Origin of the sequence: Companilactobacillus mindensis DSM 14500 (assembly GCF_001434275.1) — a bacterium.
GTDB lineage: Bacteria > Bacillota > Bacilli > Lactobacillales > Lactobacillaceae > Companilactobacillus > Companilactobacillus mindensis.
The window spans coordinates 1-455 of sequence record NZ_AZEZ01000084.1 but is presented as its reverse complement, the minus strand read 5'-3'; the positions used below and the strand labels follow the sequence as shown (position 1 = coordinate 455).

The 455-nt window shown below is 37.1% G+C and carries 1 protein-coding gene; it reads right to left on the bottom strand.

The window, feature by feature from the left end; genetic code table 11:
* Positions 1-128 (bottom strand): helix-turn-helix domain-containing protein (locus FD29_RS11285; protein WP_157049393.1); only part of this gene is annotated, 128 nt, incomplete at its 3' end.
* Between the last annotated feature and the right edge of the window lie 327 nt (positions 129-455).

The following is a 455-nucleotide window of genomic DNA, read 5'->3' as shown; positions in this document are numbered from 1 at the left end:
CCGACCAGTTTGTTATAGACAGTCCTACTGATATTGGAATTTACCTTGATAATTTCCTTTTGTTTATTATTTGGATAAATTCTCATCTTGATGCCATAATGATATTCAAGTTCTGCCATAGGTTTCAAACCCTTCACCACCTTTATGACATCAGTGTATACGAACTTACGTTCTTGTAGCAATCGAAAATCACAAAAAAATAGGCTATCCATCCCACGACTAAAGTCATGGGAATTCCGCCAATTATTTTAAAAACTACTAACTATCATGAAACGACTATCAATTCAGATGATACGGATGATTCTGATCCTATCAATGAAGATGACTACTACTTCTACAAATAAAAAAATTTTACAAAATATAAATAGAGACGGTGACTCAAATGAGCTGCCGTCTCTATTTGTAGTGCGCCCGGCATGGGCGCTAACTTGGTGGCGAAAGTCCACTGTGAGCCG